Consider the following 11,261-nt stretch of genomic DNA (forward strand, 5'->3'; position numbering starts at 1 on the left):
CGCCACCCAAGGCGCCATGACCGAAAAAGCCGCGGATTCCGCGGCTTTTTTTTGGTTTTTCACCCTATGCGGGGCAAGCAGACGTGTGCTTTGACCCCTTCCAGGCGCGGCGGTCGGTGGGTCGGGCGCTGGGCTCCCATGCCCTTGGAGGCGAAATCAAGGGGGAGGCCGCCCCGCGGCCGGGGGCGTCGCCGGAAAGGGCATGGGGCCCAGCGCCCGACCCACCGACCGCCGCGCCTGGAAGGGGTCAAAGCACACGTCTGCTTGCCCCGCATAGGGTGAAAAACCAAAAAAAAGCCGCGGAATCCGCGGCTTTTTCGGTCATGGCGCCTTGGGTGGCGCCCAGTCCTTCATGAAGGCGAAGAACCGCGTGCGGTTGTAGCCCTTGGGCTGGCCCTTGTCGGCCTCCAGCTCGCCGGTGAACTGCGAATGCAGCAGCGTGCCGTCGGCATCGAGCACGAACAGGTGCGGATAGCCCTTGATTGCCGGGAACTGCGACAGGAACGCCGCGTTCTCGTTGTCTTCGCTGTAGTTCACCTTCATCCACACGAAGTTGGCGTCGCGGAAGCTGCGGATCTCCGCATCGCCTTCGATGAAGGCATCCATCAGGTGGCACCACGAGCACCACTCCCCGCCCACGTCCAGCACGATCCGCTTGCCACCCCGCTTGGCCTCGACCTTGGCCGTGGCCAGGTCGGCGACCGGATCGCGGCCCGGATCGAACTGCGCGTTGAGCGCGGCGATGGCCGCCACATCGGCCGCGGCCGGCGTGTTGCCCGAGGCCACCGGTGCGCTGGGATCCGCGACCGGCGGCTTCTGCTCGCGGGTATCCAGCGGCTGCGCAGGACCGGCCGTGGGCGCCGACGATGGCGCGCACGCGCACAGCAGGCCCGCCACGATCATCGACGCACACCCCATCTTCATGCGCATCACCGACCTCACTTGACGCCGTGCATCAGCTTGTTGATCAGCGGGGCGAGCAGGAACAGCAGCGCGCCGGAGATCATCAACGCCCAGAAACCGAAGGTGTAGCCCTTCAGCGCCGACGCCACGGTCATGCCGCCTTCGCCACTGACCACGCCGGCGAAAATGCCCGACAGGTTGTTGCCGATGCCGGTGGACAGGAACCAGCCGCCCATGCCGAAGCCGACCAGGCGCACCGGGGCCAGCTTGGTCACCATCGACAGGCCGATCGGCGACAGGCACAGCTCACCGACCGACTGGATGACATAGACCATGAACAGCGTCCAGAACGGGATCTTGCCGTCCACCACCATGCTCGACAGCGCMAGCATCAGCAGCGCGAACGCCACGCCGTTGAACAGCAGGCCCAGGCCGAACTTGCGCGGAATCGACGGATTGGCGCGGCCCAGCTTGATCCAGATCCAGGCGATGATCGGGGCCAGGGTGATGATCGCCACCGAGTTGACCGACTGGAACCACGCGGTCGGGAAGGTCCAGCCGCCGAGGTTGCGGTTGACGATCTGGTCGGCCAGGAAGGTGAACGAGCTGCCGGCCTGTTCGAAGAACATCCAGAACATCACGTTGAAGACGAAAATGATCAGCATGGCGATCACGCGATCACGCTGCACCTTGCCCTCGCGGATGCCCTCGACCAGCAGCAGCACGCCCAGCGCGATGAACATCACGCCCAGGATCCAAGCCAGCGCGGTGGCGCCGGTGGACAGCAGGAAATAGGCGACCGGAATGGCGACGATCGAGCCGACCAGCACCATGATGATGCGGCCGAAGCCTTCGGCACCCACCGGCGGTGCGCCGATGCCCTTCAGGCCGGCACGACCGATGTAGAACCACACCAGGCTGATCAGCATGCCGATGCCCGAGGCGATGAAGACCATCTTGTAGGACGGCATCGCCTGGGTACCAAAGACCTGCTCGGCCAGGTACTGGGTCAGCACCGGGGCGATCATCGCGCCGATGTTGATGCCCATGTAGAAGATGGTGAAGCCCGAGTCGCGGCGCTCATCCTTCAGGCCGTACAGCTTGCCGACCATCGTGGAGATGTTGGGCTTGAACAGGCCGTTGCCGATGATGATCGTGGCCAGGCCCAGCTCGAACACTTCTTTGTTCGGCATGGCGACCATGAACAGGCCGGCGGCCATGATCACCGCACCGGTCAGGATGGAACGCTGGTACCCCAGCACCCGGTCGGCGACGTAGCCACCGAAGATGGCCGCGGCATAGACCAGCGCCAGGTAGGCGCCGTAAGTGCGGCTGGCGGCAGCCTGACCGGCCGAGTCGCCTTCGAAGAACTGCGACACGATGTACAGCACCAGCGCCCAACGGATGCCGTAGAACGCAAAGCGTTCCCAGAATTCGGTCATGAACAGCATCCACAACGGGCGCGGATGGCCCAACGTGGTCTTGAACTCCGGCAGCGCCGGATCGGGAACGGATGTCGCGGCGGTGTCTACGCTCATGCGGGATTCCTGGGTTCGGTGGAAGACATGCACGTCCGATGTGCGAAGCAGCGCGGGAGAATCCCAGAACAACGGCGTTCACGTCAAATACACGCCGATTCGTGCAACTGCCGGCACGGTCGCTGAACTTGCATCTGCAACCACCGGTCCGGCCCCGCCAGCGCAGCAACGGCGGGGGCTGCCGCACCCTACGGCGGATGCGGCCGGTAAATATGAATAGGCTTATTGGCAGGACTGTCGGATCAGGCGTCCGGCGGCATCGGATCGTCGTTGCGGATGGTCGTGCGCACCTGGAACAGCTCCGGGAAGAAGGTCAGTTCCAGCGCCTGGCGCAGGAACCCCACCCCGCTGGAGCCGCCGGTACCGCGCTTGAAGCCGATGATCCGCATCACCGTGCGCATGTGCCGGAAGCGCCACAGCTGGAAGGCGGTCTCCAGGTCAACCAGGTCCTCGCACAGCGAATACTCGCGCCAGAACCGGTCGGTGTTCTGGTAGATCCGCTCGAACACCGGGTGCAGGGCATCGTCGGCCACGTGCGGCTGCTGCCAGTCCCGGCCCTGGTAGGCAGCGGGGACGGGATGGCCGAAGCGCGCCAGGTAACGCAGGAATTCCTCGTACAGGCTCGGCGCGTCCAGCACCTCCTGCAACTGCGCCTGCCCGGCCGGGTCATGCGAGAACACCTGCAGCATCTGCGCGTTCTTGTTGCCCAGCAGGAACTCGATGTAGCGGTACTGCAGCGACTGGAAGCCCGAGGACGGGCCCAGCACGTCGCGGAAACCCATGTACTCCGACGGGGTCAGGGTCTCCAGTACCGACCACTGTTCGGTCAACTGGCGCAGCACCTGCTTGCTGCGCGCCAGCACCTTGCGGCATTGCCACACCTGGTCGCGCTGCAGGAACCCGATCGCCGCACGCAGCTCGTGCGCCAGCAGCTTCAGCCACAGCTCGGAGGTCTGGTGCTGGATGATGAACAGCATCTCGTCGTGGTGCGGCGGGTTGGACAGCGGCTGCTGGGCGCTCAACAGCTGGTCCAGCCGCAGGTAGCCGCCATAGGTCAGACGTCCCTCCAGATCGGTGTGGATACCGGCTTCGAGGTCGCGTTGGTTCTTCTCGACGGACATGGCGTGGGCCAAATGAGGGGGTCAAAGGGTAGCGCACAGCATGCGCTCCCGGGCGGGCGGCACCCTACGCCGGCGTCTGGTACAGCCGCGCGCCGGGTTTTCGCGCGCGTGGGCCGCCGGGCGAGGCGATCGGCGCTGCCGGCCGGGCCCGCGACCGGATGACCCCGGAGATGGGCAGCGTGGAAGCGCACAAGGTGATCCCGCTGTCGGTGACCCTCGACCACCGCGCCGCCATCGGCGGCGAAGCGGCGCGCTTTCTGCGCGCGGTGCTGGACGACCTGGTGTTGGCGAGCTGATGCGGTAACTGCGGTCCGTGAGTCGGAAGGCACCATGCAAGGATAAAGCCGCCGCCACGTGGCCGTTATCGTCGGCCAGCCGCGAGGCCCATCATGGTGGAGCCAAGCCATGCTCGGCTGCTCTTCGCGCCGGCGTATAGCTCCCGTGTAGGGCTTCTGCCGAGCATGGCTCGGCACTACCGGAGCTTGTGCGCACCATCAGGCCTGCCGCGACGCCCATCCTGGTAGAGCCGAGCCATGCTCGGCTGCTCTTCGCGTCGGTGTGTGGTTTCCGTGTAGGGCTTCTGCCGAGCATGGCTCGGCAGTACCGGGGCTTATGCGCACCATCAGGCCTGCCGCGACGCCTACCTTGGTAGAGCCGAGCCATGCTCGGCTGCTCTTCGCGCAGGCTTACAGCTTCCGTGGTGGGCTTCTGCCGAGCATGGCTCGGCACTACCGGGGCTTGCGCACCATCAGACCAGCCGCGACGCCAACCCTGGTAGAGCCGAGCCATGCTCGGCTGCTCTTCGCACCGGCGTATAGCTTCCATGTAGGGCTTCTGCCGAGCATGGCTCGGCACTACCGGAGCTTGTGCGCACCATCAGATCAGCCGCGACGCCAACCCTGGTAGAGCCGAGCCATGCTCGGCTGCTCTTCGCGCCGGTGCATGGCTCCCGTGTAGGGCTTCTGCCGAGCATGGCTCGGCTCTACCGGGCTTGCGCGTACCTTCAGGCCTGCCGCGACGCCAACCCTGGTAGAGCCGAGCCATGCTCGGCTGCTCTTCGCGTCGGCGTGTGGCTTCCGTGTAGGGCTTCTGCCGAGCATGGCTCGGCTCTACAGGGGCTTGCGCCTACCTTCAGGCCAGGTCCGACGAGCTTACGATGTGTACACCCGCACGCGGCACCAGCGCGGCCTCGACCATGGCCGCGGCGATGTTCTCGGCCGGGTTGATCCGCCACGCCTTCGGCAGGACCGGGCTGAGCGCACCCAACACCAGGCTGGCCAAGTGCTCTCCGGTACGCCGTTCGGCGCGGTCGCCGCCTATCAGTCCCGGCCGCACCAAGGTCAGCGAGGGGTAGCCGAGGCCGCGCAGATCCTGCTCCAGCCGGCCCTTGACCTGGTTGTAGAAGATCCGCGAATCCGCATCCGCGCCCATTGCCGAATTCAGCACGAAGGCATGCGCGCCATGCGCCTGCGCCAGGGTGGCCACCTGCAGCGGGTAGTCATGGTCGATGCGGGCAAACACCTCGCGGCTGCCGGCCTGCTTGATGGTGCTGCCGAGCGCGCAGATCACCGCATCCACCGCCCACCAGGACGCATCGACCGGCAACCGATCAAAGTCCACCACCGGGTTGTGCAACGCCGGATCGGCCAGCGCCAACGCGCGCCGGGTCGGGGCCACGACGGCGTCGCAGCGTGGATCATCGAGCAACTGCTGCAGCACCTGCCCACCGACCAGCCCGGTCGCGCCTACCAGCATCACCTTCATCGCACGCTCCTGCCGTCAGATTGCCTACCATCGTGGCATATCGGGTGTGGCGGCCCCGGCGTTCAAGCCGGCGTGCCCCGCGCCGATACTGTTCCCACCTCCCCTCGCCCCGGCGCACCCCGCCGGTCATCCGCCAAGGATCTGCCGCATGACCGACCCGCACGACGCTCCTCCCAGTCCCGGCACCGCCGTGGGCCGGTTGCTGTCGCGGCGACAGGCCGAGACCCGCGTGATCGACACCCTCGGCGGTGACGCACCCGGCCCCAAGGGCGGCAGCAGCGCGATGCTGCAGCGCCTGTTCGCCGGCATCGACAGCCCCGAGCCGCTGCTGGCCGCCTTCGCCAATGGCATGTCCACCCTGCCCGGCGAACTGGGCGACATGGGCCTGCGCCTGCAGTCGGCGCAGCGCAGCGCCGACTGGGTCAGCTACGGCCGCGCGATGCGCCAGCTGATCGACAAGTACATCCGCACCATCGAGCAGGAGACGCCCGACGGCCAGCCCGACAGCCTGCGCCTGCGCGAGCTGCTGCGGCACACGCTGGGCGTGACCGTGGCCAGCCTGCTGCAGAACATGCCCGAGCTGAAGGAGGAGCCGGCGCTGATTGCCGCCGACCTGCGCCACTGGCATCCCGGCCAGCCGCTGCAGCCGATCGAACTGCGCCTGCGCGAGCTGTCGCACCAGATCGGCGTACGCAGCGATGGCTGGCAGGAACAGCAGGAACTGCTGCTGAGCCTGTTCGACCTGCTGCTGGACAACATCGGCGAGCTGCTCGATGACAGCAGTTGGCTGCACGGCCAGATCCACGCCGTGCGCGAGCTGATCGGCGGCCCGCTGGACCGCGACTCGGTCGAACAGGCGCGCATCAACCTGCGCGAGGTGATCTACAAGCAGGGCCTGCTCAAGCAGGGCATCAGCGAATCCAAGGCGGCGATGAAGGGCCTGATGGGCGGCTTCATCGAGCGGCTGGACGGGATGGCGGTGAGTACCGGCGAGTACCACGACCGCATCAGCAGCTATGCGCTGGCCCTGAAGGAGGCGCGCAGCATCGCCGATCTCAACCAGCTGCTGCAGGATGTACTGCAGGACACCGGCCGCGTGCAGGAGCAGGCGCTGCAGGCGCGCGACCATCTGGGCAACGCACGCCGCGAGGTCGAGCAGGCCGAACAGCGCATTGCCGAGCTGGAGCAGGAACTGCGCGATGTGTCCGGGCTGATCCGCACCGATCCCCTCACCGGCGCACTCAATCGCCGTGGCTTCGAGGAGTTGATCGAACGCGAGCTGGCCCGGGCCGGTCGCCACGACCATCCATTGGCGTTGGCGCTGATCGACCTGGATGATTTCCACCAGACCAATGCCACCCACGGCCATGCCGGCGGCGATGCGGTGTTGCGCCACCTGGTCGCGGTCTGCCAGCTGCACCTGCGCAGCACCGACGCGCTGGCCCGCATCGGCGGCGACGAGTTCGTGCTGCTGCTGCCGGAAACCCCGGCCGCGGACAGCATGTCCACCCTGCTGCGGCTGCAACGCTCGCTGGCCCAGCGCCCGCTGCAGTTGGACCAGACCCGCGTACCGGTGCACTTCAGCGCCGGGGTGGCGCAATGGCAGGCCGACGAACCCGCCGACGCCCTACTAAGGCGCGCCGACGCGGCGCTTTACGCGGCCAAGCGGGTCGGCAAGAACCGCGTGCAGGCCGCCGACGCGCCCCGATGAGCCACGCGTCCCGCAACGCGCTGTGATAACCGGCGCGTCCGTGCGAATCATCCGGGTATGGACATGAACAACGCCGCCGCCCGCGACCCGCGCCTCCGTTTCGCCGCGTTGCTGGACCAGCACCGTGGCATCGTGCTGAAGATCGCACGCGGCTACTGCGCGCACCAGGAAGACCGGCTCGACCTGATCCAGGACATCAGCGTGCAGGCCTGGGACGCGTTCGACAGCTTCGACCCGGCCCGTGCCCGCTTCTCCACCTGGCTGTACCGGGTGGCGCTCAATGTGGCCATCTCGCAGCTGCGCCGGCAGCAACTGCGCCAGCGCCACCATGCGGTCCTGGACGAGGACACCCTGCCGGTGGACGACACCGCACCGGCCGAGCAACAGCACGCCGTGCAGCAGCTGGAAATCGCCATACGCACGCTTCCGCCGCTGGATCGGGCGCTGATGCTGCTGCACCTGGACGACCACGACCACCGCCAGATCGCCGACATCCTGGGCATCAGCAGCGCCAACGTCTCCACCCGCCTGCACCGCCTGCGCCAGCAGCTGCGCGCGCGCTTCAATCCCATCGCCTGAGGCCACCGCCATGCATACCGACCCACTCAAGCAGCTGTGGAACCAGCCCGGCAACGAGGCCGACGACAGCGAGGCGAGCGCCGCGCTGAACGCGTGGCGCCGCCACCGGCAGCATGCCGCGCAGCGCCAGCTGTCGGCGTTCAGTGCGGTGCAGGTGATGCAACTGCTGTTCTGGCTGGCGCTGTCGATCTATTGCGGCAGCGTCTGGTGGCAGCAGCCGCCGCTGGCGGTGATGGTCAGTGCGGTGGCGCTGCACGCCTACAGCGTGGCAGTGATCATCGCCAGCGCGGCGCGGCTGCACCTGCGCGGGCAGCTGCAGCCCGACCAGCCGGTGCTGCAGCAGTCCCGGCAGCTGGCGTTGCTGCGCATGCAGACCGCTATCGGCGAACTGCTGCTGGGATTGCCGTGGTGCTGGCTGTGGCTGGCGGTGCCGGTGCTGATCGCGTGGCAGGCGTGGGGCCTGGACCTGTCGGTGTTCGCCGCGCGCTGGCTGCTGGTGTCGCTGGTGGCAGGGACGGCGATGATGATCGCCCTGCTGGTACTGGCGCGCCGCTGGCTGCAGCGCGACCCGCAGTCGCCCCGCCTGCAGCGGGCGATCGATGCGCTGTCCGGCCGCCGCCTGGCCCGGGCACACGCCGAACTGGCCGCCGTGCGCGACTGGAACGCCGGCTGACGGCGCCATCGCGCCGCATCCAGACAAGCGCCGCTTCGATTAGCGCATCGCCCTGCGGTTGGCATCCGCCGCCGGGCGCGGAATGATGATCAATCCCCCGCCCCCACCGGTAGCGCCGAGCCCTGCTCGGCGGCCTCACCCTCAATGCGCCGCTTTCTTCCCGCGCAGCTTCTGGAACCCCATCACCGCCGCCAGCACGATGGCACCGGCGATCACGCCAACCACCATGTTGCCCAGCGCGTTGACCARCCAGCCCCAGCGGCCTTCACCACCGAGTGCCTGTACCAGGTGGTGCAGCGCCGGCACGTTGTGAACCAGGATGCCGCCACCGACCAGGAACATCGCCGCCGTCCCGGCCACCGACAGGAACTTCATCAGCCACGGCGCGGTCACCAGCAGCCCACGGCCGATCGCCGCCAGCGCCGCGCCCTTGCGCGACAGGTACAGGCCGACGTCGTCCAGCTTCACGATGCCGGCCACCAGGCCGTACACGAACACCGTCATCGCCAGGGCGATGATCACCAGCGCGGTGACCTGGTTGAGGAACGGCGCAGCGGACACCACACCCAGTGACAGCACGATGATCTCGGCCGACAGGATGAAGTCGGTGCGTACCGCGCCCTTCACCTTGTCCTTCTCCCACGCGACCATGTCCACCTTTTCATCGGCCAGCGCCTTGACCCGCTCGGCCTTCTGCTGGGCATCTTCTTCCTGCGAATGCAGGAAGCGGTGCGCCAGCTTCTCCACGCCCTCGTAGCAGAGGAACGCGCCGCCGATCATCATCAGCGGCACCACGATCGGCACCGGGTAGCCCTTGCCGCGCAGCCAGGCCTCCAGCGCGCTGATCGCCAGCGCGGCCGGCACCAGGATCGCCTTGTTGACCAGCGAGCCCTTGGCCACCGCCCATACCACCGGCAGCTCGCGGTTGGCGTTGACACCCGTCACCTGCTGCGCGTTCAGCGCCAGGTCGTCGCCAAGCACGCCGGCGGTCTTCTTGGCCGCGACCTTGGTCAGGACCGACACATCGTCCAACAGCGCGGCAATGTCATCGAGCAACGCGAACAGGCTGGCACCGGCCATGGCAATCCAATAGATCAAGCGGGAGCGTGGATTCTGCCCGATCCGGGGCGCGGGGCGATAGCGCCAGGCGGATTCACCGGCCCACCACCCCGTCCCGGCGACACTGCCGGTGATCCCCCTGCTGGAGCCCTGCTTGAATACCACGCCTGTCGCCCCTGGTACGCCGTCGCTGGTCAAGGGCATGAACCGCCGCAGCCAGATCCTGCGCCTACTGCTGCGTTACCGGCATTCCGGGGTGTTTTCGGGCATGAACCTGGATGCGCGGGCGATGCACGACCTGCCGCCGGAAGGCAACCCGGAGCAGTTCGTCACCGACTTGGAATCGCTCGGCCCCACCTTCGTCAAGCTCGGCCAGATGCTTTCCACGCGCCCGGACATGGTGCCGGTGGAGTTCGCCACCGCACTGGAGCGGATGCAGGAAAAGGTGGCACCGATCCCGGTAGAGCGCATCGCCAGCATCATCGAGCGGGAACTGGGCGCGCCGGTGTCCAAGCTGTTTGCCAGCTTCGATCCGGTGCCGCTGGGCTGCGCCTCGATCGCCCAGGTGCACCGCGCGCAACTGCATGACGGCCGCGAGGTGGCCGTCAAGGTACAGAAGCCGGAAGTGGCCGCGCAGCTGCGCTCGGACCTGGACGTGCTGCGCAGCTTCGCGCTGGCCGCCGACCACCTTACCCAGGTCGGCCGCCGCGTGCGCCTGCGCGACTGGCTCAACGAGTTCGCCAAGACCCTGATGCAGGAGCTGGACTACCAGGCCGAGGCGGAAAACCTGCAGCGCTTTGGCCAGCATCTCAAGCCGTTCAAGCCGCTGTGGGTGCCGCAACCGGTGTGGGACTACTGCAGCCACCGCGTGCTGACCATGGAACTGGCCCACGGCGTGCGCGTGGACATGATTCCCGACGTGCGCCGCACCGAGCAGCCGATGGCGCCGCTGGCGGCCGCGCTGATCCGCGGCTATGTCGACCAGATCTTCGTGCATGGCGAGATCCATGCCGATCCGCATCCGGGCAACCTGCGCGTGACGCCCGAAGGTCGGCTGGCGATCTTCGACCTGGGCATGGTCGCGCACATGCCGCCCCGCTTGCGCGAGCGCCTGCTCAAGCTGCTGTTCGCCGCGGTGGACGGCCGCGGTGAGGAAGTGGCCGATGAGATCATCGGCATCAGCACGCGGCTGGAATCCTTCGACGAGGAGCGTTACCTGCGCGAGACCGGGCAGATGATCGCGCGTTACGCGGCCAACACCAGCTACTCCGAAGGCCGCGTGGTGCTCGACCTGGTCCGCATCGCCACCGCCAGCGGCCTGCGTACGCCGCCGGAGCTGAGCCTGCTCGGCAAGGCGCTGCTCAACCTGGAAACCGTGTGCCGGCTGTTGTCGCCGGACCTGGACACCCGCCGCATCGTGGAAAAGCAGCTGCAGCATGTGATGCGCGCGCGGCTGAAGAAATCGCTGTCGGCGGCCAACCTGGCCAGCGAGGCGATGGAGATGCAGCAGCTGCTGCGCGAAGGCCCGCGCAAGATGTCCGATATCCTCGCGCTGCTCGCCGAGAACCGGCTGCAGATGAAAGTCACCGGGCTGGAAGAATCACGGTTGATGGAGAACCTGCAGAAGATCGCCAACCGTGTGTCGGCCGGCATCATCACCGCGGCGCTGATTCTGGCTGCGGCGATGATGATGAAGGTGGATACGGGCTGGCACCTGTTCGGGTACCCAGCCATCGCATTTACCCTGATGTTCATTGGCGTGGCGCTGGGCCTTGGCATCATCCTCAGTGCGTTGATCTTCGACCGTCGTGCGCGCTCCAAGGAAGAACGCGGGCATCGTTGAACCACGCGTCTCACGCATTCATCAGTCCAATGGAACACGGCTGAGCGCGGCGCTGCCGCGCGCGAACTTT

The 11,261-nt window shown here is 67.3% G+C and carries 9 protein-coding genes and 1 pseudogene; 5 read left to right on the forward strand and 5 right to left on the reverse strand.

Annotated elements, in window-relative coordinates:
• Positions 1 to 321 precede the first annotated feature (321 nt).
• The 3 genes from AC1DR7_RS00765 to AC1DR7_RS00775 all read right to left on the reverse strand — a co-directional run bounded on the left by AC1DR7_RS00765 (position 322) and on the right by AC1DR7_RS00775 (position 3,562).
• Positions 322 to 930, reverse strand: a complete 609-nt coding sequence (locus AC1DR7_RS00765) for a thioredoxin family protein (protein ID WP_457318310.1) — start codon at positions 928 to 930, stop codon at positions 322 to 324.
• An 8-nt stretch (positions 931 to 938) separates the two neighbouring features.
• Positions 939 to 2,441: a peptide MFS transporter gene (locus AC1DR7_RS00770; RefSeq protein ID WP_256777583.1), complete on the reverse strand. Its 1,503-nt coding sequence runs from the start codon at positions 2,439 to 2,441 to the stop codon at positions 939 to 941.
• Positions 2,442 to 2,683: 242 nt separating this feature from the next.
• The gene (locus AC1DR7_RS00775; RefSeq protein WP_256777584.1) at positions 2,684 to 3,562 is read right to left on the reverse strand and encodes a tryptophan 2,3-dioxygenase; all 879 of its coding nucleotides are present in this window, start codon (positions 3,560 to 3,562) and stop codon (positions 2,684 to 2,686) included.
• A 113-nt stretch (positions 3,563 to 3,675) separates the two neighbouring features.
• On the opposite strand from AC1DR7_RS00775, the pseudogene AC1DR7_RS00780 reads away from it, so the two are divergent.
• Positions 3,676 to 3,858, forward strand: a pseudogene (locus AC1DR7_RS00780) (2-oxo acid dehydrogenase subunit E2); the annotation flags it as partial.
• Between the two features lie 835 nt (positions 3,859 to 4,693).
• On the opposite strand, the gene AC1DR7_RS00785 reads toward AC1DR7_RS00780, so the two are convergent.
• On the reverse strand, positions 4,694 to 5,326 hold the full coding sequence (locus AC1DR7_RS00785) for an NAD(P)H-binding protein (RefSeq protein WP_457318312.1): 633 nt from the start codon (positions 5,324 to 5,326) through the stop codon (positions 4,694 to 4,696).
• Positions 5,327 to 5,474: 148 nt separating this feature from the next.
• Between AC1DR7_RS00785 and AC1DR7_RS00790 the strand changes: the two genes are divergently transcribed.
• Genes AC1DR7_RS00790 through AC1DR7_RS00800 form a run of 3 tightly spaced genes read left to right on the forward strand, consistent with a single transcriptional unit; the run spans position 5,475 to position 8,289 of the window.
• Positions 5,475 to 7,037, forward strand: a complete 1,563-nt coding sequence (locus AC1DR7_RS00790; RefSeq protein ID WP_457318313.1) for a GGDEF domain-containing protein — start codon at positions 5,475 to 5,477, stop codon at positions 7,035 to 7,037.
• Between the two features lie 57 nt (positions 7,038 to 7,094).
• A complete protein-coding gene (locus tag AC1DR7_RS00795) occupies positions 7,095 to 7,616 on the forward strand; it encodes an RNA polymerase sigma factor (protein ID WP_457318314.1) in 522 nt (173 codons plus the stop codon).
• Positions 7,617 to 7,626: 10 nt separating this feature from the next.
• Positions 7,627 to 8,289 (forward strand): hypothetical protein, encoded by a 663-nt coding sequence (locus AC1DR7_RS00800; RefSeq protein WP_457318315.1) that lies wholly within the window; start codon positions 7,627 to 7,629, stop codon positions 8,287 to 8,289.
• A 141-nt stretch (positions 8,290 to 8,430) separates the two neighbouring features.
• On the opposite strand, the gene AC1DR7_RS00805 is transcribed toward AC1DR7_RS00800, so the two are convergent.
• A complete protein-coding gene (locus AC1DR7_RS00805; protein ID WP_256774878.1) occupies positions 8,431 to 9,369 on the reverse strand; it encodes a DUF808 domain-containing protein in 939 nt (312 codons plus the stop codon).
• A gap of 181 nt (positions 9,370 to 9,550) precedes the next feature.
• Here AC1DR7_RS00805 and AC1DR7_RS00810 point away from each other — a divergent pair, with 181 nt between their 5' ends.
• Positions 9,551 to 11,191 (forward strand): ABC1 kinase family protein, encoded by a 1,641-nt coding sequence (locus AC1DR7_RS00810; protein ID WP_457318330.1) that lies wholly within the window; start codon positions 9,551 to 9,553, stop codon positions 11,189 to 11,191.
• The last annotated feature ends 70 nt before the right edge of the window (positions 11,192 to 11,261 follow it).

The sequence above is a fragment of the Stenotrophomonas sp. P5_A9 genome, from assembly GCF_056400525.1.